Annotated in this window: 15 protein-coding genes; 6 read left to right on the forward strand and 9 right to left on the reverse strand. The window is 34.3% G+C overall.

Annotated features, from left to right (window positions below; all coding sequences use genetic code 11):
- The first annotated feature begins 18 nt into the window (after nucleotides 1-18).
- The 4 genes from LV89_RS19350 to LV89_RS19365 all read left to right on the forward strand — a co-directional run bounded on the left by LV89_RS19350 (nucleotide 19) and on the right by LV89_RS19365 (nucleotide 3,930).
- The gene (locus tag LV89_RS19350) at nucleotides 19-603 is read left to right on the forward strand and encodes a TetR/AcrR family transcriptional regulator (protein ID WP_109744574.1); all 585 of its coding nucleotides are present in this window, start codon (nucleotides 19-21) and stop codon (nucleotides 601-603) included.
- A 114-nt stretch (nucleotides 604-717) separates the two neighbouring features.
- The gene (locus tag LV89_RS19355; RefSeq protein ID WP_109744575.1) at nucleotides 718-1,623 is read left to right on the forward strand and encodes a helix-turn-helix domain-containing protein; all 906 of its coding nucleotides are present in this window, start codon (nucleotides 718-720) and stop codon (nucleotides 1,621-1,623) included.
- Nucleotides 1,624-1,714: 91 nt separating this feature from the next.
- Nucleotides 1,715-2,554, forward strand: coding sequence for an SDR family oxidoreductase (locus LV89_RS19360; RefSeq protein ID WP_109744576.1), 840 nt, complete (start codon nucleotides 1,715-1,717; stop codon nucleotides 2,552-2,554).
- 209 nt (nucleotides 2,555-2,763) lie between these two features.
- Nucleotides 2,764-3,930 (forward strand): ATP-binding protein, encoded by a 1,167-nt coding sequence (locus LV89_RS19365; protein WP_109744577.1) that lies wholly within the window; start codon nucleotides 2,764-2,766, stop codon nucleotides 3,928-3,930.
- A gap of 174 nt (nucleotides 3,931-4,104) precedes the next feature.
- Here LV89_RS19365 and LV89_RS19370 read toward each other — a convergent pair whose 3' ends face one another.
- The 6 genes from LV89_RS19370 to LV89_RS19395 form a co-directional block, all read right to left on the reverse strand.
- Nucleotides 4,105-4,443 carry a LytR/AlgR family response regulator transcription factor gene (locus LV89_RS19370; RefSeq protein ID WP_109744578.1) on the reverse strand — a complete coding sequence of 113 codons (339 nt, stop codon included), beginning with the start codon at nucleotides 4,441-4,443 and terminating at the stop codon, nucleotides 4,105-4,107.
- Between the two features lie 1,019 nt (nucleotides 4,444-5,462).
- Nucleotides 5,463-6,083, reverse strand: a complete 621-nt coding sequence (locus tag LV89_RS19375; protein ID WP_109744579.1) for an acyltransferase — start codon at nucleotides 6,081-6,083, stop codon at nucleotides 5,463-5,465.
- A 2-nt stretch (nucleotides 6,084-6,085) separates the two neighbouring features.
- Nucleotides 6,086-6,943: a glycosyltransferase family 2 protein gene (locus LV89_RS19380; RefSeq protein WP_109744580.1), complete on the reverse strand. Its 858-nt coding sequence runs from the start codon at nucleotides 6,941-6,943 to the stop codon at nucleotides 6,086-6,088.
- Nucleotide 6,944: 1 nt separating this feature from the next.
- Nucleotides 6,945-8,141 (reverse strand): glycosyltransferase family 2 protein, encoded by a 1,197-nt coding sequence (locus tag LV89_RS19385; RefSeq protein WP_109744581.1) that lies wholly within the window; start codon nucleotides 8,139-8,141, stop codon nucleotides 6,945-6,947.
- Nucleotides 8,142-8,164: 23 nt separating this feature from the next.
- Nucleotides 8,165-9,352 (reverse strand): sugar transferase, encoded by a 1,188-nt coding sequence (locus LV89_RS25925; protein WP_109744582.1) that lies wholly within the window; start codon nucleotides 9,350-9,352, stop codon nucleotides 8,165-8,167.
- 8 nt (nucleotides 9,353-9,360) lie between these two features.
- Nucleotides 9,361-9,747 carry a response regulator transcription factor gene (locus tag LV89_RS19395; RefSeq protein ID WP_109744583.1) on the reverse strand — a complete coding sequence of 129 codons (387 nt, stop codon included), beginning with the start codon at nucleotides 9,745-9,747 and terminating at the stop codon, nucleotides 9,361-9,363.
- A gap of 421 nt (nucleotides 9,748-10,168) precedes the next feature.
- Here LV89_RS19395 and LV89_RS19400 point away from each other — a divergent pair, with 421 nt between their 5' ends.
- Together LV89_RS19400 and LV89_RS19405 are read left to right on the forward strand one after the other, a co-directional pair.
- Nucleotides 10,169-11,308 carry an FIST signal transduction protein gene (locus tag LV89_RS19400; protein ID WP_109744584.1) on the forward strand — a complete coding sequence of 380 codons (1,140 nt, stop codon included), beginning with the start codon at nucleotides 10,169-10,171 and terminating at the stop codon, nucleotides 11,306-11,308.
- Nucleotides 11,309-11,313: 5 nt separating this feature from the next.
- The gene (locus LV89_RS19405) at nucleotides 11,314-12,843 is read left to right on the forward strand and encodes a response regulator (RefSeq protein ID WP_109744585.1); all 1,530 of its coding nucleotides are present in this window, start codon (nucleotides 11,314-11,316) and stop codon (nucleotides 12,841-12,843) included.
- A 7-nt stretch (nucleotides 12,844-12,850) separates the two neighbouring features.
- Here the strand turns inward: LV89_RS19405 and LV89_RS19410 are convergent, their stop codons facing one another.
- From LV89_RS19410 to LV89_RS19420, 3 genes are read right to left on the reverse strand one after another with little or no spacing between them, the layout of a single operon-like run.
- A complete protein-coding gene (locus tag LV89_RS19410; RefSeq protein ID WP_109744586.1) occupies nucleotides 12,851-15,703 on the reverse strand; it encodes a PAS domain S-box protein in 2,853 nt (950 codons plus the stop codon).
- Nucleotide 15,704: 1 nt separating this feature from the next.
- Nucleotides 15,705-16,244: a heme NO-binding domain-containing protein gene (locus LV89_RS19415; protein ID WP_109744587.1), complete on the reverse strand. Its 540-nt coding sequence runs from the start codon at nucleotides 16,242-16,244 to the stop codon at nucleotides 15,705-15,707.
- Nucleotides 16,245-16,262: 18 nt separating this feature from the next.
- Complete coding sequence (locus LV89_RS19420; protein WP_109744588.1) at nucleotides 16,263-17,489, reverse strand: glycosyltransferase; 1,227 nt, start codon at nucleotides 17,487-17,489, stop codon at nucleotides 16,263-16,265.
- Between the last annotated feature and the right edge of the window lie 332 nt (nucleotides 17,490-17,821).

Raw genomic sequence — 17,821 nt, forward strand, 5'->3', positions numbered from 1 at the left:
CTGTCTCACAAAGATTTTATGGCACGTACAAAGGTATTCGACGAAGAAGAAGTTTTAGACAAAGCAATGAATTTGTTTTGGCTAAAAGGATATAATGCAACTTCTGCCCAAGATTTAGTTGAAGGACTCGGAATCAGTCGTTCAAGTTTATACGATACTTACGGAGACAAACACAGTTTGTTTGTTCGAACATTAAAAAAGTACCGTAGAGAACGAATCGACAATGTTATTGCAGAGGCCACCGTTGCCGAAGATGTAGAAGTATATATCAGAAAAGCCTTTGAAGTAGTAAAAAATGAGTCTTTACAAGAAAATTATGCCAGAGGTTGTTTCATGGTAAACTCAGCGGTTGAATTAGCTCCTTTTGATGACGAAGTAGCTGCCATTGCCAACTCTATTATGGTTGATATTGAAGAGGCTATTTGTACCGCTATTCAAAGAGGACAAGATAAAGGCATTTTCACAATGCAACATTCAGCTCGTGCATTGGCAAGATTTATCATGAATTCGTTTAATGGTTTACGAGTTACCATAAAAATAGACAGTGGTAAGAAAGTCTTTGATGACATTGTGAATATTTGCCTATCTACCTTGAAACGCTAATTTCTTAGTAAATACAATCGGCAATTATTAAAAAATCTTGAAAACGAACATTTTTCTTTTGTAAAATATCAAAAAATCAATTTTCATTTTGTTTGATTTTTATAACTTTACAAAATGAACAGAACAGAAACCATCGAAGATTTTTATAAACTCAAACTGAATTGGATGCCTCAAAATCTTGGGAAAGAAATGGGACATTTTAACGTTTTCAGATTGGAAGATTTTGTAACAAAATACGCCAATTGTATTCCGTATAGCAGAAAAGATTTCTTTAAAATCAGCTTAATCATTGGTAAAAATAAGGCTCATTATGCCGATAAAACCATTGATATTGATAAACAAGCCCTCATTTTTTCTAATCCCCAAATTCCATATAATTGGGAATATTTACAAGAAGAGCAGGCTGGTTATTTCTGTATTTTTACCGAAGCGTTTTTTAATCAATTCGGAAATATTAAAGAATATCCCGTTTTTAAACCCGGTGGAAATCCTGTTTTTCTGATAAATGACGAAGATTTAGAGCCAATTAAAACGATTTATCTGAAGATTATAAAAGAAATAGAATCAGATTATACTTACAAATATGACGCCATACGTGCTTCAGTGCTTGAATTAATCCATTTAGCACAACGAATGCAACCCGCCACGATTCTCTACAATAATCAAAATGCGGCAACTCGTATCTCTTCTGTATTTATGGAATTGTTAGAACGACAATTTCCGATTGAATCACCTTTTCAGCAAATGAAATTTCGTTCACCCAATGATTTTGCTGACCAATTGGCTGTCCATGTAAATCATCTAAATCGTGCTTTGAAAGAAATTACTGGCAAAACCACTTCACAAGTTATTGCCGAGCGTGTTGCACAAGAAGCCAAAGCTTTGCTAAAACATACTGACTGGCATATTACAGAAATAAGTGCTTGTCTTGGGTTTGAAGAATCTCCTCATTTTATTAATTTTTTCAAGAAACACACTGAAGTAACCCCAAAAACATTTCGACAAAATCAACCTGTTTGATTTTTGCAATTATCGGTTTGCTTGTTACAATCTGCCCATGACGAGTGTATCCTAATTTTGTGTCATCAAAAATTTTAAAAAAAACACAAAAATGGATACACAAAAAGTTTGGTTTGTAACAGGAGCATCAAAAGGATTAGGACTTAGTCTTGTTAAAACTTTATTACAAGAAGGCTACAAAGTAGCAGCAACTTCAAGAAAATTGAGTGACTTAACGCAGGAAATCGGTTCGGCTTCAGAAACATTTTTACCCTTACAGGTCGATTTAGTGAATGAGCAAAGCGTAGCAAATGCCATTGCCGAAACCATTGAAAAATTAGGAACAATTGACGTAGTGGTGAATAATGCGGGATATGGACAATTGGGTACTTTAGAAGAATTAAGCGATGCAGAAGCTCGTCAAAATTTTGATGTCAATGTGTTTGGCTCGCTCAATGTAATTCGTTCAGTCATGTCTCATTTCAGAAACCAAAAATCTGGACAAATTTTCAATATTTCTTCTGTTGGCGGTTTCACGGGTAATTTTCCAGGTTGGGGAATTTACTGTGCTACAAAATTTGCGGTTGCGGGTTTTACAGAATCTCTTTCGGCAGAAGCAAAGGCATTTGGCATTAGTGCTACGGTAGTTTATCCAGGGTATTTCCGTACCAATTTCTTATCGAAAGAATCTCTAAATACGCCGATTAATGAAATTGCAGCTTATCAAGAAGCAAGAGAACTTCAAGCATTGCACGAAAATCAAATTAGGGGAAATCAACCCGGCGACCCCGAAAAAGCGGCATCGGTCTTGATTGAAATTGTAAAAAATGGAAATCCTCCTTTGCATTTATTTTTAGGACAAGATTCTTATGATATGGCAAAATCAAAAATTGTAGCCATTCAAAATGACATGACTGCGAACGAAACGTTGGCTACTTCAACAGGATTTTAAGTACATAATTATTGGTTAGAAAGACTTCACTGCTTTAAGTAGGGATTGGGATTTATTGTTTACATAAACTTGATTATCAATGGTTTATGCAAACAATAAATCCTAACCCCTAAATCCCACCCCCTACTTATTAAGTCTTAAAAATTGATTTACAACTATTTTAATAATATATTTACATTGAAAAATTAAAATTAAACTTTATAATTTCAATGTTTGAAAGAAGCATTACTTCACAATTACTTGATGATTTGTCATTTTTCCCTGTTGTGGGAATCATTGGACCAAGACAAGTTGGAAAAACAACTTTGGCAAAATGGTTACAAAAGCAAATTGACCAATCAACGCTATATATTGACTTAGAATTGGATACTGATTTGAGACGTTTAGATGATGCTGAAACGTTTTTAAAAAGCCATTCTGAAAAATGTATTATCATTGATGAAGTACAACGAATGCCCAAAATTTTTGCATTAATTAGGGCTTTGGTTGACCAAGACCGTCGCCCTGCAAGATTCATTTTATTGGGGTCTGCTTCGCCAGATTTGATAAAAGGAGCTTCAGAAACATTAGCAGGCAGAATAGCTTATACGGAATTATCGCCTTTGTCGTTGACAGAAGTTTTCTCTCAAATTTCTATGCAAAATCATTGGCTAAAAGGAGGTTTTCCAGATGCCTTGAATGCTCCAAAGGAATCTCAAAGTTTTCGTTGGTTAGGCAGTTTTATTCAGACTTTTGTCGAGAGAGATTTGCAAGCTTTAGGCTATGGTGTAAGTGCAGAAATGACTCGAAAATTATTAGAGATGCTCAGTCATGTAAATGGTAATTTGGTCAATATGAATGATTTAAGCAGGTCTTTAGGCGTTAGTCCACCAACCATAAATAGGTATTTAGATTTGTTGGAGGGCAGTTTTATCATTCAACGCTTGCAACCATATCATGTAAATATTTCTAAAAGATTGGTTAAATCACCCAAAATATATTTCAGAGATTCGGGTATTTTACATCAATTGGCACGGGTAATTAGTCTTGAACAATTACAACAAAATCCAATCGTTGGGGCATCTTGGGAAGGCTATGTAATTGAGCAAATTAAAAGAAATATTGGCTATGATTGGCAATTATTTTTTTATCGTACACAAGTCGGTGCAGAAGTAGATTTACTGATGATTAGTCCAACAGGTAAAAAGATTTTTGTAGAAATAAAGTTATCCAACAGTCCAACTGTTTCGAAAGGTTTTTATGAGAGTATTAAAGACTTAAATCCAGAGAAAAAGTTTATTATTATTCCCAACGGAGAAAGCTATTTGAAAGCCGATGAGCTAAAGGTTTGCAACTTACTTGATTTTTTACAAAACGAATTACCGCAGATTAATTAGGGGTAAAGCTAAATTTTAACAGAACAATAAACTATTTGTCACAGACAAATTTAGCCCACAGATTGAACTGATTTTACAGATTTACACTGAGATGAAATAAAGAAAAATCAATATAATCCCTTTCATCTGTGGGCTATTGTTTGTCTTGCGACAAATCCTTTTAGTTCTGATTCTTTAAGATAATCTTTTAAATACTTTCTTATTTCGACGTGAAACCGTCGCTTCTCGTCCATTTTTCATCGTTACTTTAAACTGCTGTTTGTCTAATGCCTCAACATGATTTGGATTAATCATATATGAGCGATGAACCCTCAAAAAACCGTGTGTTTCTAAAAAAGGCTCATAAAATTTGAGACTGTGGGCAACAAGATTCTGCTTACCATTTTCTAAATGAAAAATGGTATAATTGACATCGCCTTCCAACAAGACAACGGCGTCAACTAATACTTTTTTTGATGTTTTATGATTAAGAATTAATAAGGCTTTATTGCCTTTAGGATTATAAGTTTTCATGTGCGTTAAAGGGAATGGGAAGTGCTATTTGGGAAAATAAGAAGCTGATTCAATACACAAATTGAGCAATGTGCATTGAGCAAATACTTAATTTCATAATTTTGGTATGATTAAATTGTTCGTTAAAATAGATTCACACTCTAAATTGAGGTAAGAGTTATGAGTGAATATGCCTTACAAAATTTGAAAAAATATGACAGAAGTATTATCTCAAAATGAACAATCTTTATCTCATAATGAACAAAATGAAAATTTTAGAAATATCACCTCAGAATAACTCCAAGATTTTTTTCCTCATTTTGAACTTTCTTTTCCTCATTTTGAACAAAATGGCAATTTGGAGCGATTAGAAGCAGTTTTTATACCAATTTTAAATATTTTAATACGTGTTTTACGGAAGTTTTCCTTCAAAAGGCTACGGTTTATACACAAGTATTTGAATATCGATTTAGAGCCATAGGCTCGGTTAAATTTTGTAGCGGTGGGTTTTAACACACCGAAAATGATGCGAAAAGCCATTTTAGAGCCATAGGCTCGACCCATTTTTAATGCCTCGTTCCTTCGGAACTCAAAAAATGGTCATTTTCTTTTTCGGTGGGTTAAAACCCACCGCTACAAAATCGGTCAAGCCTACGGCTTTTTTATTCTATAAATTTGTGTATAAACCGTAGCATTCAAAAGAACCACTTCCGCCGAAACTCATACACGCAATATCTTTTTATAATTAGTATAAAGTACCAAGAATAAATTATTTAATAATATTAATGTCGTTGATTTGTATTGGCGTATAGCATACGCCAATGTTTTGACAATTTTGGCGTATGCTATACGCCAATACATAATGTCAAATAATTTATTCCTAATGCTTAGAATAAAATAAAGCAGATAAAAAGGGCGATAAAGGCGACTTTAATCGTTCGTTTTCGGAAGGAATTTCAAGAAGGTTTTGAGGAATTTTACAATAAATTGGCTTCGGATTGAAGCAAAATTTCACTAAAAAAGTGTAGAATAAAACCTAATTATGCTTTGATAGATTCCCAGTTTTGCGTATCAAAATTATACTTTTTAATCACTCTTGCAGGATTACCAACCGCCACTGAATACGGAGGAATATCTTTTGTAACAACTGCCCCGCCAGATACCACGCTATGTTTGCCAATGGTAACACCCGCTGTAATAACAGCGTTTGCACCAATCCAACAATCATCTTCAACGGTGATGGTTGCTACTGTTTCGCCTTGTAAATAAATGGATTTTGTAATATCAGTATAATTGTGGTTGAGTCCGCTCATGACAATATTCTGAGCCAAAATTACATTGTTTCCTATCGTTACAGGTCCAATAATTACATTACCAATTCCAATGCGAGAATTATTACCGATGTTTACCGCCCCAACGCCATTATTGACGGTTGCAAAATCTTCTACGGTACTAAAATCACCAATATTAAATGGTTGAAAAGGTAAAACGTCCATACGTGTACGTCTGCAAATGGTAGTACCTTTTCCCTTTTTATGAAAAAAAGGATTAACAAACCATTGCACCCAAAGTCTCGGACGAGCCTGATGTTTGGGAATTAAGCACCAATGTACAAATTGCTTTAATTTTTGATTCGATTTGATAGTAGAAACGATAGACATTTTTATTTTTTGAAAAGGTATTTTTTAACTCTCATCATCATCGCATTTTTTAATCCGCCATCTAATTGAATACGGCGGTCGCTTGTCCAAACTCTGGCATTATTACTTTCAATTGCTTTGATTTTTCCACCTGCGTTTTGCAATCTCAAAGCCATCATTCCGTCTTCAGTAGCGTTTTGTTCTACAACGCCCGCTGCTCCTCTAAAAGTCCTTTGCGTTTCAATATCATATCCATTGACGTCAATTCCTTTTTGTCTAATAAACCCAGAATTAAAGCCTAATGTATTCAAAAAAGGCTGTGTTTTCTCTTTCTTTCTGATAATAAAACCGCTCAAAAACTCATAAAAAGCATATTGCCAACGTGGAGTTTCGTCGCTCGGTAAAAATGAATAACTTCCATGAACACAGTAAACTTGCTCATCGTTTATCATTCCATCAACCATTGCTGTAATCCATCCCGCAGGATAAAGTGTATCACTATCGCCCGTCAAAATATATTTTCCTTTGGCTTCATGCAATCCACGTGTGCGAGCATGACCAACGCCTTGTTTGGTTTCTAAAATATTTTTTACGCCTAATGAATTGAGTAAATACGCCGTTCCATCTGTCGAATTATTATCAATTATCAACAACTCAACATCGTAATTTGTCTTGGTTTCAGCCAACGAAATCAACGTGTGCAGGATTCCGTCTTCTTCATTCCAAGCAGGAATTACTACACTAACAATGGGATTATTCGTTGAAAAACGAGCTAATTTCCTTTTCAATTCTATAATCTCAGTCCCTTCCATTTCTTTAAAATGGTTTGGCTTTTGTAGAATATTTTTTACCCATTTGGGCATAGAAATGTCAATCATCATTTTATTCTGCTCGTTTTACTTTTTCCCAAATTCCCGAAATCAACCCATTTCTGTATCTTAAATATCCTTTAATTGCACAATAATTCATGAAAGAAAAATAGAATGGCACAAACAATAATTTTACTCTAATTTTCTTATTTTCAAGATAATACCCAACAATTGCCATAATATAAAAAGCAATTTGCCCAAGCATAAAAAACTGTAATATGAAAGTTGGTTTAAAAATGACCAAAGCTATATTTAGAAGAAAAATAAGAGGTAAACAAAAAGGAGCAACTGCCCAACGCATCGCTCGGTGCGAAACGTATTGAAATGAAAGTAAGCCGTATTTAAAAATATTCCAAAGAAAACCCAAACGGGCAATAGATTGAAAACCTCCAGAAGCAATTCTAATTTTTCGCTTCATTTCATCTTGAATTGAAAATGATGGGCGTTCACTTGCATAGGCGTCTGGTTCATAAATAACTCGATAACCATCGGCGGCAATTCTCAACGAAACCATAAAATCGTCTAAAAGTGTATCTTTTTCGACTTCACCAAAAAGATGCGTGCGTACTGCAAAAAGTTCTCCTGCTGCACCAACAACCGAATAAAGTTGGGTGTCTAATTTCTTTAAAAATGATTCGTATTTCCAATAAAGCCCTTCGCCTGCACCTGCGGCAGCTTCTGAACCTTGGGTCTCTATACGTTTTTCGCCCGCCACAGCTCCCACAACTGGGTCTTGGAAATGACGAACAATGTTTCTGATTACCTGATTATTCAGATTTGTATTGGCATCTGTAAAAATCACAATGGGCGAATCAATGGTTTTTACAGCCATATTCATCGCTTCAATCTTGCCTCTTCGAGTGGTTCCGCCAATCATTTTCATGCTTGGGTATTTACTCAAATTTGACAAAATGAATTCGGAAGTACCATCGTTTGAGCCTTCTGTTACAAACAACACTTCTAATTTGTCGGCTGGATAATCTAAGCTAAAAGTGTTTTGTAGTTTAGCTTCAATACATGACATTTCGTTGTAAGCAGGAATTGCTAAGGTAACTTTTGGAAGAAAACTTGGGTCGTTATATTGCTTGAATTGCTTGCCTAAAATATTCCTAATTTTGACCATTATCCAAGCCACAACTCCATAACCCAGATAAGTATAGACTACCAAGCCAATACAAAACCAAAAACATATTTCCAGAAAGAGTGTCATTGTTTAAAATTTAGCGGTAAAAATCACACATTTTCAGATTGTAAAAGAGCAGGAAAAGTCATAAAAAATATTTTCATGTCATATTTGAAAGAGAAATTCCGAGCATATTCAATGTCTAATTCAATACGTTCTTCTTCGGTCATTTCTTTTTTCCCTTTTCCTCTTTTGGTTACTTGCCAAAGTCCTGTAAGTCCACCCGGCCCTGCAAAACGCTCAATATATTTATCGGTTGTGAGTTTTTCAGCTTCGTAAAGTGGAAGTGGACGATTGCCAATTAATGACATATCTCCCATAAAAATATTAAAAAGTTGGGGTAGCTCGTCGATACTACTATTTCTTAAAAAACCGCCAAATTTGGTAATTCTGGGGTCATTTTGAAATTTCATAAAAGCAACTTTTTCTTTTTTCTCAGCTAAATATGCTTTTTCACAAACTACCTCACCATCAAAAAATAATTGTTGTTGACAAACTCCCTTCATAGCACAATCTTCACAAAGTCCTTCAATCTTTTTCTCAGCGGTTTCTTTGGTGTACATATTCAAATCACCCATATTTTTTATCAACTGGTCGGCATCGGTACGCATCGTCCTGAATTTATAAATTTCAAAAACTTTGTAGCCCGCCCCAACTCTGCGTGATTTATAAACAACTGGACCTTTTGAGTCTAATTTTATCAGAATTGCCACGATTGCCAGAATGGGCGAAAGAAAAAGCAAAGCAAAACCTGTTGACAAAACATCAATTGAGCGTTTCCATAGGGGGATTTTCACTGCTAAAATGTTTGATTTTGCCTGTTGTGTTGCTTCATAATGACGACGTTTGATGAAATATTCCAAACGTGTAACCAAATCGCCTTCACTAAAATCTTTGGGAAATAAATCATCTCCTTTTTTTTCAAGAACTTCTTTAATTAGCCCTTGTGTAATTTGGTCGCTGGTAATAATTACGGGTAAAGTGCGTGTCCAACTTTCAGCTCTAACGGTTTCCAAAAACTTCAACCCACCCATATTTCTACCAATAATGATAGCATCTGGCGGATAAGTATTTTTAATAAACTCCAAACATTCCTCAGCACTTTCAATGACTTTTACGCTTAGTTTTTCTCCAAATTTTTTCAAGAAATTTACCGTTGCCAAATGGTCATTTTCAACTAAAATAACTTTTATTGTGAAGGAATTTTGCTCCAAATCACTCGGTTTGATAGTATCCATAAGTTGGTTTATTGAGGTTTTACTCTGCGTAAAATTGCCTTGATTTTGGCATGAACTTCCATCGGATTGAATGGTTTGAGCATAAAGTCATCAGCCCCTAAATTAAGGCACTCAATTCTCTCCTTACTTTCGTCAGTTCCAGACAAAATAATAATGGGAACTTCTCTATAAAGATTACTCGCTCTAATTACTTTGATAAACTCTTTTCCATTCAAATTAGGCATATTGAGGTCAGCAATGATAAAATCTGAGTCATTGCCCAATTCTAACCAGTGCATACCTTCCATTCCATCGTTTTTGAGTGTTACTTCAAATTCTTTATTAAGGAAATGTTCTAAAACTTTACGAGTACTTGATTCATCGTCAATGATTAACAATTTTATTTTTTGTTCCATGCTATTAATTCGGGAAGACTACAAATTCAATTTGAAATTTATATTATTAATGCTTTCAGAATCAGTGGTTAAAGTGTAATTACAAGCTAATGAAGAAAAAAAAAACGACTATTTATTGGGATTTTTGAATACTTTGAAGAGTTAGGTAATCTGTGCATAAATAGAGCAAAAATTATTCCAAAACATCATTTTTCGTTCGATTTAACGTATATTTCTTCCGTCATGTATAAAATCTCTTTTTTTTAACGTTTTTTATCGGTTTTTTACGAAAATTTTACTTAAAAAATCAAATTGGCTTACATCTTGTAGTTAGCTAATAATCAGGACGTTATCTAAAAATGAATAATTTTTATCTAAAAATGAATAATTCAAAAAAATCTTATCAATTTTAAGAAAATTAAGCGTAATAACTTCTAAATATATGAAAATTCAGCAAATAGCACTTGAGAAAAATATTTGGTCAAAAATCTCCGAAAAAGGAGATTTAAACACAGCAAACGTCCAATTGGTTTTGGCATTTGGCGAACGAAAGTATTTAGAAGAAATGTCTCCTTATGAACATTTAAGGTCCTTGTATCCTAACGCCGAAATTGTTATAAATTCTACGGCGGGAGAAATCTATCAAGACAAACTTCATGATAATTCAATCATTGCCACGGCAATTGAGTTTGAGAAAATTTCTATTAAAACCAGTCAAGTAACCATTGAAAACCATTTGCAAAGTTCACAAGTAGGTGAAGAATTAGCCCAAAATTTAATGGCAGATGATTTGAATGCCATTTTTATTATTTCGGATGGTGCTAATGTAAATGGGAGCGAATTAATTATGGCTTTAAATGAAATTATAAAGCATAAAATCCCTATGTCGGGAGGGTTGGCAGGAGATGATGCCCGTTTTGAAAAAACGTTAGTAGGCTTAAACCAAAACCCTACCTCTGGAAATATTGTTGGTATTGGTTTTTATGGAGATGGTTTAAAAATTGGGCATGGTTCAATGGGCGGATGGGAAGGTTTTGGCCCTGAAAGAGAAGTAACACAATCAGAATATAATGTCTTGTATAAAATTGGTGACAAAGCTGCTTTGGATATTTATAAAGAATATTTAGGAAAATACGCTGAAGAATTACCAGGTGCAGCTTTGTTATTTCCACTTTCTATGCGAGTTACGGAAGACGATGAGCCTGTTGTGAGGACGATTCTATCAATCGACGAAGAGAAAAAAAGTATGACCTTTGCAGGTGATATGCCCGTAGGGGCTTTGGTAAGGTTTATGAGGGCAAATTTAGACAGAGTTATTGATGCTTCTGCCGAGGCTGCCCAAAACTCAACATTAGCCTTTAAAGATGCACCAGAATTAGCCATATTAATAAGTTGTGTTGGGCGAAAATTAGTAATGGGACAGCGAACAGAAGAAGAGGTTGAAGCTGTACGAGAAATTTTTGGTGATAAAACCATTATAACAGGTTTTTATTCTTACGGAGAAATGTCTCCTCGCAATCCCAATGCTCGTTGTGAATTGCATAACCAAACTATGACAATTACTACATTTTCTGAACTTTAATATATATGGACTCTCTAAATTTCCACCGTTTACTCAATAAGCAAATTACAAAATATCTCAGTGTAGATTGCTTGAACCAAGAACCTTTTCAACATTTTATTAAAGCAGTCAATGAGTCTTATTTTAACTTTGAACGTGATAAAGAGTTGTTTGAGCATTCTTCTCAATTAAATGAAAAAGAGTATGCAGAAATTAACGAAAAACTAAAAAAGGAAATCAAACAGCGAAGACTTTCTGTTGATAAACTTATTGACGCTATTTATTCTTTAGAAGAAAAGGAAGGATTAGATGCTTCAAAAATTATAGATTCAAATAATTTATCAAAATTGGTAGATTATTTACAAATTCAAATTGATAATCGAAAAAGAATTGAATCAGAATTGCGTATAGCGAAGGAGTTGGCAGAAAATGCTACTCAGGCAAAATCTGAATTTTTATCTATGATGAGCCATGAAATCAGAACGCCTCTGAACGCAATTGTGGGCATGACTTATTTGATGCAACAAGAAGAAGTTTCTGATAGTTTAGCCGAAAATCTTAAAATCTTACAGTTTTCAACCGATAATCTTCATGCTTTAATCAATGATATTTTAGATTTCAGCAAAATTGAAGCGGGAAAAGTAGAGTTAGAAAAAGCTCCTTTCGACCTCAAACAATTGATTTCAAATATCAAAAAAGCAAATCAGGTTAAGGCAGAAGAAAAAGAAAATAAAATCAAATTGATGATTGATGATGATGTTCCTAATTGGCTAATTGGTGACTCTCTGAGATTAGGTCAAATTATCACAAATTTGGTTTCAAATGCAGTAAAATTCACTAAAAAAGGAAGTATTACCGTAGAATTGACACTTCAAAAACGTGTTGGTAATTTAGCCATTTTAGGGTTTTCTGTGACCGATACTGGCATTGGGATTGAACCCAAAAAACAACAATTGATTTTTGATAAATTTACCCAAGCTAATTCAGAAACTACTCGTGAATTTGGTGGAACGGGTTTGGGATTAGTCATTACCAAAAAATTATTACAACTTCATAATAGTGATATTCATTTAGAAAGTGAGGCAGGAAAAGGAGCAAAATTCTATTTTACAGTCGAACTCGAAATTGCATCTGACGTAGAAAAATTTAAAAAAGATATAAATTTAGAGTTTCACGAAGAAGATATTTTAAAAGGTGTAAATGTTCTTTTAGTTGAAGACTACCCTGTAAATATTAAAGTTGCTACTAAATTTTTGGAGCGATGGAAAGTAAATATTGACATTGCCGAAAATGGTAAAATCGCTCTTGAAAAGTTTGACATTGGCAAATATGATGTAGTATTGATGGATATTCAGATGCCAATAATGGACGGATATACTGCCACTGCGGAGATTAGAAAGATAGATACCAAAGTGCCAATTATAGCCCTAACAGCATCTGCAACACTCAATAATCAGGATAGAGCTTTTACCGTTGGTATGAACGACTACATCACTAAGCCGTTCAATCCCAAAGAGTTATTTAATAAAATTGCTAAATTTAGTGTAAAACTTTAGCTTGATTTTAATCTTCTCGTAAAGTTTTGAGACGTTGTTTTAAAGTGGGTAAGTACCCATCCATTTCAGCAACAAAAGTATTTACCGCCGAAATCAGCCAATCTTCATTGGCTTGTTCTTTGGCGTTTTTTTCAATCTCAACAATTTTTGATTCCATCAAATTAAGCCCAACCATAGCTAAGGTTGGTTTTAATTTGTGGGATTCTTTACTAAGATTTTCCCAATCCTTTTTTTCAACAAAGTTTTGTAATTGGTAAAAATCAGGCAAAACATCTTCTAAAAAAGTTTCAAACATTTCTGCGGCATATTCTTTGTCATCACCGTATAATTGTTCCAGACTGGTTTGGTCTAAATCATAAGAAATTGCTAAGGTTTCAGGCTGTTTTACGACGGAATCATTGCTACCGATGTACCGTTGTAAAATGCTCAAAAGATTGTTAGGAGCAAACGGTTTAGTCACAAAATCATCCATTCCAGCCGACATTGCCTTGCTTTTTTGGTCTAACATTGCTGAGGCAGTAAGAGCAATAATGGGCGTTTTTTGATTCAAACTGTTGGTATTTCTAATAGTAATGGTTGCTTCATAGCCGTCCATATTTGGCATTTGAATATCCATTAAAATTAAATCAAAAAGTTTTTTCTGTGCTTGCTCTACCGCTTTTTTCCCGTCAGAAGCAATCACAAAATCTATTTCCCATTTGGTTAACAAACTACTGATATACTTTTGATTCATGATGTTATCTTCGGCAACCAAAACTTTTGAGCCATTCAAATTTTTAGGGGCAAAATGAATTTCGTGGGTTGTGGGTAAAGCTTCCGTTTCAGATTTTTGATACGGTAATAGAAATGTAAAAGTTGAACCTACGCCCTCATCACTGTTTACAGAAATTGTTCCCCCCTGAATTTCAACCAATTGCTTGGTAATTGACAAACCCAAACCTGTTCCCTTGTGTTTATGTCCATGAGAATTGATTTGCTTGAATTTTTGGAAAATCATATCCATTTTTTCTGCTGGAATACCACTTCCTGTATCTTCAATCTTAAATTCTATCCAATCAAATTTTTCATCTTGCCGCTTTTGTTTTACGGTAATATCAATTGAACCTTTCTCTGTAAATTTTTCAGCATTGCCAATAAGATTTAGCAAAATTTGGTTCAATATCAAATCATCACCGATATAATACCCTGTTATTCTGCCATCAATCATCAAGTTTATTTCTATCGGACGACCTTCAATTTTAATCTGAAACAATCTTTGGGTTGTTCTTAATAAGCCTGCCAAATCAAATGGATGATTTTGAACTTCTACTTTTCCTGCTTCAATTTTTGCCATATCAAGTAAATCTGAAATTAGGGTTAATAAGAAATCTGCCGAAGTTTTAAGAATATCCAAATACTCATATTGTTGTTTATTGGGACGTGTATCAAAAAGCAGGTGAGTCATACCAATAATGGCATTGAGTGGCGTTCTAATTTCGTGACTCATATTTGCCAAAAATTGCTTTTCAGATTGTCGAGCTTGTTCTGCAATTAATTTTGCTTGTTCAAGTTCTTGTTCCAACAATTTACGTTCGGTAATGTCATAATGAATTCCCATCGAGCCAACAACTTCGCCATCATCGCCGAAAATGGGAGCACCACTAATAATCACCCAAAGGCGACTTCCATCTTTCTTTTTTAGTTGTAATTCATAAGAAGAAGCACTACCTTTTTTACGTTCTTCTTGATTTTTATTTAAAGTATCATCTGAATCACTCGGGAGTAATAACGCTGGGGCAGATTTCCCCACTAATTCTTCCTGAGAATAACCAATCATTTGGCAAAAACTATCATAAGCTCTAATAATAATTTGGTTATTATCTACCTCCAATAGCCCCAACTCCATATTATTCATAATACCACGATATTTTTCCTCACTTTTTCGGATTAATTCTCGTGCATTATATTGTTCGGTAATATCAGAATATTCCCAAAGATGCCCTCTATATTGTTTTTCCAAAAAAATTGGAATGTAGGTTCTCAGTAAAATTCTACCATCAGCCATTTGAAGGTTTTCGTCAACAATCAGTCGCTTTTTGTCTAAAATTTTATTGATTTTGGCAAGAAAAATATTGGGATGTTTAAAAAGATGTTTAGACTGTTCGGCAGCATTTGAGCAGTCCATGCCAATCAGTAATTCGGGCTTTGTTTGAATACCAAAAGTATCGCAAAATTGTTGATTGACTAATACAATTTTACGGTTTTCGTCTTCTACTAAAACGCCTTTTTGGAGATTTGTAATAAGGGTTGCCAAACGAGTTTGGGTAGCCCTTAATGAGTCTTCGGTGGCTTTTCTATCTGAAATATCTCGTGCTACTGCCACTAATTCAGTAACAGTGTTTTCACCCTGAATTAAACGTACAGTTTGACCAATCCAAACGACATTCCCATCTTTTGTCTTGACAGGAAACTCATTATAGGTACTTTCCATTTTTTGTCCAATCATTTCTCGATAAACCGTTATCAATGATTCAACATATTGTGGAATGATAAGTTCTGTAAAATGGCGACCAATAATTTCGCTTTCGGTATAACCCAAACGATTTTCGACTACGCTATTGACAAAGGTAAAGTAGCCTTGTGGAGAGATTTTATAAATAATATCTTGAACCGACTCGATGAGTTCTTGATAATTTTTTTCTGTTTTTTGTAATTCTGCAATCCCTAACTGTACTTGTTTTGCAAGGTTTTCATTGAGGTTCTTTAACTGTTCGTTGGTAGTGTGTAAAGCCAAAGCTTTCTCTTCCAAGATATTCTCGGCTTGTTTACGGGCTTTTTGTTCCCTTTCTATACGACGTTTTAGTAATTCAAGCTCCTCCATACTATTTTTTTATAATTACAAATTTTGTAATACTTCCATCTTCATTTATTGGTATCTGTGAAATTTCGACATTTTCTTTATAATATTCAACACAGCCTTCTATTAAACCAAAGGCTAAATCAGCCATTTTTCGAGCAGACGAATAGGTCATAACTAACGTTTTATCGTCGGGTCTTTCAATGTCAAAATGGGGCAATTCTGCATCAGGATATAGTTTTTGAACCTCTACATGAATATAATTATGGATTGATGCCAAAAAAGTAAAAGCATCAGGAGCTTTTGCCATAAAATGGCTATACGTTTTAGTAAAGGTTTTGAATAAATATCCCCCAAAAACTTTAAGTAATTCGTTGATTGGAATGTTGGTTTGCTTAGCCAAGTTTATCACTAAACTAACCATTTCTGTGTGCTGATAAGTACCAACGGATGTATAAACACCTTCTGATGGTAATTCGGTGGTTGACAGCAGATTATCGACCATTGTATAGCCAAATTTTTCTTCAACCATTTCAAGAAATTCTGTAAAAACGATGCCTTTCATAATAATTTTGACGGTAAATTATATTGTTTTTTTATATGTTCCCCAAGCTAAATCCCAAAGTAACGATACTCGATTTTCCCAAGAATTTCCCTTTGCGGCTTCAAATCTTGCGTGTTTTTTTTCTAAAGAATTATCATTTATTGCCAACGGAATCATTTTTAAAAATTCTTCGTGCGAATTAGCTAAATAAATACTGCTTTCAAAAGTGGCAATATCTTCAGAAAAATTGGTGGTAACAACTGCTTTGCCTGCTGCTAAATATTCATTGATTTTTAGCGGATAAATTCCGCCTGTTAAATTCGTTTTTGCAAATGGAATGATGGTACAATCAAAATATTGTAAATACGCAGGCAATTCTTCTATCCGTTTAGAACTCACAAAAACGATGTTTTTATAATCGTCCAGCTTAATATTTGTGAATTCTTTGTCTTTTCGGGGGCCTACAATTACAATCGTTTTGTCTGGGTTTTGTACCGCAATTTTCACCATTAAATCATAATCAATGCGTTGACAAACTGCTCCTGTGTAGCCAATTATAGGCGTTTTGATGTTTTCTAATTCTTTTGGTTTAGACAAAGTTTCTATAAAGGCCTTTTTGAATAAATGTACATCGCCACCATTCGGGAAATAATTTACGTTTTTATTATTCCTTGCCGAAATATTTCTGCATAATTGTTTAGAAGTCGCCATTGCCATATCATAATGCTGAACACAGATATTTTCTTTGACTAAACCGTGTCCTTTTACTTCTTCAATGGCATCTCGACTATGATAAATACTTAGTGTTGGCGACAAATATTTATCAATTTTAGCTAAATAATTTGGATTAAAAGAATTGATAAATAGATAATTTTTAAATCCTTTTTCTCTACAAATCCTTTTGATAACATTGCTTAATTGGCGGTCGTTATAATGACTGGCGAAATCATATAATTTACCTGCTGGTAACGAATAAATGGGTAAGGCAGGTTTGGGAGTTACCGCCACAAAATTCTCTGATTGGTCTGGAATATTTGTGAGATAATTTTTACCCCAAAGTAAAGCGTCCATCCGTTTTTTTACGGTTGGTTTGTTTCTTTCACGCCAAACGTCTGCCCAAGAATATGGGTAATCTATGTAAAAAACGGGGTTATTTCTACTTAAAACCTTTGCTAAAGCCAAAGAAGCAGACGACACATCTCCATCCCACCGAGACATAGAAATGATGAAAATTGGTAGTTTTTTGAAGTCCTTTTCGTTCAACATAGATTTTACAAAACCCTTAGCAGGGCTAAATAGAAGGTTTTACAGATACAAGTCTTTTCGAGAAATCGGTTTTTTCTTTTTCAATGTTCGCCCTGCTCTAAAACCTATGATTAGAGCGACAATTACGGGCGGTAAAATAAAATTCCAAGGCATATTTTTTAAGTTAATGTAACCCAGACTTTTTGGGTTAATGTAACACAGACTTTAGTCTGTATGAATAAACCAATAGTCACTTATAGACTGAAGTCTGGGCTACTTTTTGGGTTAATGTAACACAGACTTTAGTCTGTATGAATAAACTAATAGTCACTTACAGACTGAAGTCTGGGCTA

The organism is Arcicella aurantiaca (assembly GCF_003148625.1).
In the GTDB taxonomy this organism is placed as follows: Bacteria; Bacteroidota; Bacteroidia; order Cytophagales; family Spirosomataceae; genus Arcicella; species Arcicella aurantiaca.

Coding starts and splice junctions, on each gene's coding strand:
- LV89_RS19350 (WP_109744574.1), top strand. CDS start 19: ATGGCACGTACAAAGGTATTCGACGAAGAAGAAGTTTTAGACAAAGCA.
- LV89_RS19355 (WP_109744575.1), top strand. CDS start 718: ATGAACAGAACAGAAACCATCGAAGATTTTTATAAACTCAAACTGAAT.
- LV89_RS19360 (WP_109744576.1), top strand. CDS start 1,715: ATGGATACACAAAAAGTTTGGTTTGTAACAGGAGCATCAAAAGGATTA.
- LV89_RS19365 (WP_109744577.1), top strand. CDS start 2,764: ATGTTTGAAAGAAGCATTACTTCACAATTACTTGATGATTTGTCATTT.
- LV89_RS19370 (WP_109744578.1), bottom strand. CDS start 4,443: ATGAAAACTTATAATCCTAAAGGCAATAAAGCCTTATTAATTCTTAAT.
- LV89_RS19375 (WP_109744579.1), bottom strand. CDS start 6,083: ATGTCTATCGTTTCTACTATCAAATCGAATCAAAAATTAAAGCAATTT.
- LV89_RS19380 (WP_109744580.1), bottom strand. CDS start 6,943: ATGATGATTGACATTTCTATGCCCAAATGGGTAAAAAATATTCTACAA.
- LV89_RS19385 (WP_109744581.1), bottom strand. CDS start 8,141: ATGACACTCTTTCTGGAAATATGTTTTTGGTTTTGTATTGGCTTGGTA.
- LV89_RS25925 (WP_109744582.1), bottom strand. CDS start 9,352: ATGGATACTATCAAACCGAGTGATTTGGAGCAAAATTCCTTCACAATA.
- LV89_RS19395 (WP_109744583.1), bottom strand. CDS start 9,747: ATGGAACAAAAAATAAAATTGTTAATCATTGACGATGAATCAAGTACT.
- LV89_RS19400 (WP_109744584.1), top strand. CDS start 10,169: ATGAAAATTCAGCAAATAGCACTTGAGAAAAATATTTGGTCAAAAATC.
- LV89_RS19405 (WP_109744585.1), top strand. CDS start 11,314: ATGGACTCTCTAAATTTCCACCGTTTACTCAATAAGCAAATTACAAAA.
- LV89_RS19410 (WP_109744586.1), bottom strand. CDS start 15,703: ATGGAGGAGCTTGAATTACTAAAACGTCGTATAGAAAGGGAACAAAAA.
- LV89_RS19415 (WP_109744587.1), bottom strand. CDS start 16,244: ATGAAAGGCATCGTTTTTACAGAATTTCTTGAAATGGTTGAAGAAAAA.
- LV89_RS19420 (WP_109744588.1), bottom strand. CDS start 17,489: ATGTTGAACGAAAAGGACTTCAAAAAACTACCAATTTTCATCATTTCT.